The 4,075-nt window shown below is 53.9% G+C and carries 3 protein-coding genes and 1 pseudogene; 1 reads left to right on the top strand and 3 read right to left on the bottom strand.

The genetic code is table 11. The features are described 5' to 3' along the window. The coding region (locus tag U5771_RS34670) for a transposase (protein WP_322028111.1) at positions 1–478 on the top strand (478 nt) is incomplete at its 5' end. A 2-nt stretch (positions 479–480) separates the two neighbouring features. On the opposite strand, the pseudogene U5771_RS34665 reads toward U5771_RS34670, so the two are convergent. The 3 genes and pseudogenes from U5771_RS34665 to U5771_RS34655 all read right to left on the bottom strand — a co-directional run. Further along, positions 481–838, bottom strand: a pseudogene (locus tag U5771_RS34665) (transposase); the annotation flags it as partial. A gap of 289 nt (positions 839–1,127) precedes the next feature. Then, positions 1,128–2,249 carry a porin gene (locus U5771_RS34660; RefSeq protein ID WP_415859471.1) on the bottom strand — a complete coding sequence of 374 codons (1,122 nt, stop codon included), beginning with the start codon at positions 2,247–2,249 and terminating at the stop codon, positions 1,128–1,130. Between the two features lie 150 nt (positions 2,250–2,399). Then, positions 2,400–3,629, bottom strand: a complete 1,230-nt coding sequence (locus tag U5771_RS34655; RefSeq protein WP_322028109.1) for an MFS transporter — start codon at positions 3,627–3,629, stop codon at positions 2,400–2,402. Positions 3,630–4,075 lie beyond the last annotated feature (446 nt).

The raw sequence follows: 4,075 nt of genomic DNA, 5'->3' as shown, positions 1-4,075 counted from the left end.
GATCGATCGGGTGCGAGTGGATCAGGCCAATCAACTCCGACATGACAAGCCGGCCCGCAAAGTCCTGAAGTCCAGCCGCTGGCTATTGCTGCGCAACCGCCACAACCTGAAGCCCGAGCAGGCCGTGCACCTGAAGGAATTGCTGGCCGCCAATCAGTCGCTGTTATGCGTCTACGTGCTGCGCGACGAACTCAAACGGCTCTGGGTCTACCGAAAGCCAGCCTGGGCGGAAAAGGCTTGGGGGCAATGGTTCGAGCAGGCCCAGCAAAGCGGCATCGCCGCCCTGCAAAAGTTCGCCGAGCGCTTGCAGGGGTACTGGCACGGCATCGTGACCCGCTGCCGTCATCCTCTCAATACCAGCGTCGTCGAAGGCATCAACAACACCATCAAGGTCATCAAGCGTCGGGCTTACGGGTACCGCGACGAGGAGTATTTCTTCCTCAAGATCCGCGCTGCATTCCCCGGAATTCCACGATGAACCAATTTTTTTGCTCGACCGTACTCCACTGCTTCACGGAGAATTTCCACTTCCATCGTTTTTTTTGCCCAGCAGCCGCTGAAGTTCGCGAATCTGCTTCGTCGCTTCGGCCAGGCCCGATGCCGGCACCACCTGTTCGCCGGCACTGACCGCCGACAGGCTTCCATCCTGATAAAGCTTGCGCCAGGCGAAGACCTGATTTGCATTCACTTGATGGTGACGGGCAACACCGGAAACCGTGGCCCCGGGCTCGAAAGTCTCTCGCACTATCGCGAGCTTCTCTTCGACAGAACGCCGACGGCGCTGCTCCGGCTGGGTCAGCACTTCGACAAGTTCTACGTTGTGGTTAGGCTTAAACATAGGCAGGAGACTACCTCATAATTTAAGCGTTACCCCGTGTCCGGTTTTCGCGGGGGCCGGCCCAGGCGGCGAACATCTGCCGCAAGCGGGGAGGCGACGACTTACGTTCGTGGCGCTGTGAATGGTCGCGAACCACCAAACGTCCCGATCTTCGGGATGGTCCACAGCGTGATGCGAGCGTATTCGGCCGGAAGAATTTCGGCCGAATATTTGAGGCGTGGCCATCGGTGGATAACGTCAGTCCAATCGATTGCCACGCGCTTCCTGGTAGAAACTGTGATTGAGTTGGCTAGAACCGATGCAGCATGCCCAGCCTTGCGACAAACTGATTGCCGTTGGAAGACGCCCCTGCGGAACCCGGGATGAACGCAAAATCCATCCCTGTCCCGGATTTTCCATTTGTGTGCTGCCAAGCAGATTGCACGAACACTGACGTTCGCTTGCTCAAGAGGTAGTTGATACCACCCGATACCTGATGCCAGTTCTGCCCGAACTCAGCCCCGCCGGTTGCCAGTTTGCCGTGAGTATAGGTGTACGCGCCGGTGACAAAAAGGTCGGGTGCAATGAAGTACTTCCCGTTCAATTCAAAATTGTCGAACTTCCACGATTTCCAGCTTTGTGAGCCAATATTGCTGACGTAGAGATTCGATGTGGGATCGTAGACGACCGTATGAGAGTAGGCGAACGCCACACTCGAGCCATTGGTGAATGACCATTTGATCCCGGCATCAATGTTTTGCTGAGACGATCCAACGAAGACGTTGTCGGTCGAAACGGCGCCTGTAGCGGTGGTGCCGCCGTTGTTTTGCTTCATGTATGCTAGGACGGCCGAGAACGAGCCAAGTGTGTAATTGGCTGCCGCACTATAGGCGCGATTCGCAGCAAAGTTTTCACTGTTGCTGAAACCGTAGATTCCCTCGACCTCGAGGCCATGGAAGAGTGGCGAGCGATACTTGACAGAATTGTTGAATCGGTAGCTGTAGTCTGCATTGTCATTGTTGAACGGGTGTGCGGCAAAGTCTCCGATTGTTGTACCTGCCGCAGTATACAAACTCCACATGTCAAGCGTTGCTTCATATTGGCGACCAAAGGTCAGGGTGCCAAACGACGCTGATGACAGGCCTACATACGCTTGCTGGTTGAACATGCGGCCGTAATAGTTTGAACCGTTATTCAGGTTCATCCCATTCTCCAGCTTGAATATCGCTTTCATGCCGCCGCCGAGATCTTCCGTTCCTGTCAACCCGAAGCCGGACGAGAATGTGTCTCCGCTCACCATCGCATACGCACGATGCCCGCCAGCGTTGCTCGTGAAATTGATCCCTTCGTCGAGCGTTCCGTACAAGGTCACGCTGCTTTGTGCATGTGCGACACACGAGAAGCAGATGGCCAGCGAAGTTCCAATTGTCATGCGATTCATTGTTCACCTGTAGTTAGGAATGCAAAATTAATAGATAATTCGACCATGAGATATTCTGAATCCAGAATACTATTCTCTATTGGATGGGGCGTTAGATGACGCCATGGTCGATATGCCGTTTTTACTTGTACTGAGGATGTCTTAGATTGAGGCTTGGTCGCTCAGCTTCGAAACAGTGGTGTCGCTGGTTCGTCCCTTGAACCCAACGAAGAAAACAAGTCCCGTAATAATCGCGATCACGGCGGGAAATCGCCAGAATTCGGCCCATTGAGCTGGCCCGAGTGCGGTTGCTCCAGCGGGAAGGACGGATGCGTAAAGATGCCCGGCCGCCTGTGCGCCGATAAGCATCCCGACACCGAGCGTGAAGAACACCACAAGTCCTTGGGCTTGACCCTTGGACGCCTCGCCAGCCGACTTCTCGGCGAAGAGATAGGTGGTTACAAAGAGAAAGTCATAGCAAAGGCCATGAATCGCAATGGCCGTGAACACAGTAGGAGGGCTGGGCGGCAGTGCCCCGATCGAAAACAGTGCATAACGAACAACCGACGCACCGATGCCAGCCAGAATCATCCACTTATAGCCAATTTTTGTGACGAGGAAAGGGATGCAGGCGATCGCAAGCAATTCGCTCAGCTGTCCTACCGTCATGACAGTACCGACGTTCTGGAAACCCACGCTGTCTGCAAACGTTGAAGTAAATGCGTAGTAAAAGCTTAGCGGGACGGAGATCAGCGTCATGCTGACGAGCAGGGCGAGGAACTGACGGTTCTTCAAAAGGTCAGCAGCTGCCTTCAATGTATGCATCGGGCCATGAAGGGCGCGCTCCTTCGTAGGCGCGTTCCTCGGCAACGTGAAGCTCAGGACGCCAACGATCAGCGCGGCTACCGAGGCAACGTAGAAAATGGCCGGATTGTCTGAGAGTCCCAGTTGACCCACTACGAGACCAGGAATGATCCAGCCGATATTTGCGAACAGGCGGATGTATGGATAGCTGTTTTTGTTCTTGAGATGCCCAAAAGTGATGTTGTTGATCAGCGATTGGGTCGGCATGTAGAGGAGGAGGTAGATGAACAGTGTGCCCAAGAGGCCGGCTGTGCTGCGGTGAGTGATGAATGTAGGAATGAAGGCAAGCAGGACGCTTCCCAACAGATGCAGGACGGCCAGTACCCTTTCGGCGCTGAAGAACCGATCGATGAGATAGCCCATCAGGAACGGTGTGCAAAGGGCGGCAACCGGACCTATCGAGTATGCGTTGCCGATTTCACTGCCCATGCCATGTTTGCTCAGAACTAGTCCGAGCGTCGTGAACCAGGCTGCATAAACGAAAAAATTGAAGAAGTTGACTGCGGCGACGCGCGCATAAGTACTCATGCTCTTTCACCCGTTGACGTGGGAACTGCGGAGTTGTCCGAATGTCCCGAGTTTCCTCGGGACTGAGCGATCAGATGGCGCAAGTCTCATCTGAGCGCGGTGCCAGTGTACCTACGTCAAAAATACGTTGTCACTATATGATGACGCTGCGAGCATATAATGTAAACCATAAAAACACAATAAAAACAATGATATACAAATTCATCATACATTTTGTGTGCAGGGAAAATACTTAGTATGCGCTTTAATTGTTAGGGGTGATCGTCCCTGCGTCGTTGTCAGCCGGTGCCGCTTCCCCCTCGAAAGATTACATTTCGGTACAGGTTCCACTGGCTGTTGTATTTCGTAATCTTGGACCGAGAAAATTAAGGGATAACCCTCATACGCTTCGATCCCATCCGGGAAGGCAACGCTCAGTTGCGATGCGCGCCACAGCATTCCCGTCC

The sequence above is a fragment of the Burkholderia sp. BCC1977 genome, from assembly GCF_905339595.1.
Taxonomy (GTDB): domain Bacteria; phylum Pseudomonadota; class Gammaproteobacteria; order Burkholderiales; family Burkholderiaceae; genus Burkholderia.
Note: the sequence above shows the minus strand (reverse complement) of the source record. Positions and strands in the feature narration are given on the sequence as shown.

What these genes read in the sequence shown, in the direction of transcription:
- U5771_RS34660 (WP_415859471.1), bottom strand. Translation starts at nt 2,249, where the DNA reads ATGACAATTGGAACTTCGCTGGCCATCTGCTTCTCGTGTGTCGCACAT.
- U5771_RS34655 (WP_322028109.1), bottom strand. Translation starts at nt 3,629, where the DNA reads ATGAGTACTTATGCGCGCGTCGCCGCAGTCAACTTCTTCAATTTTTTC.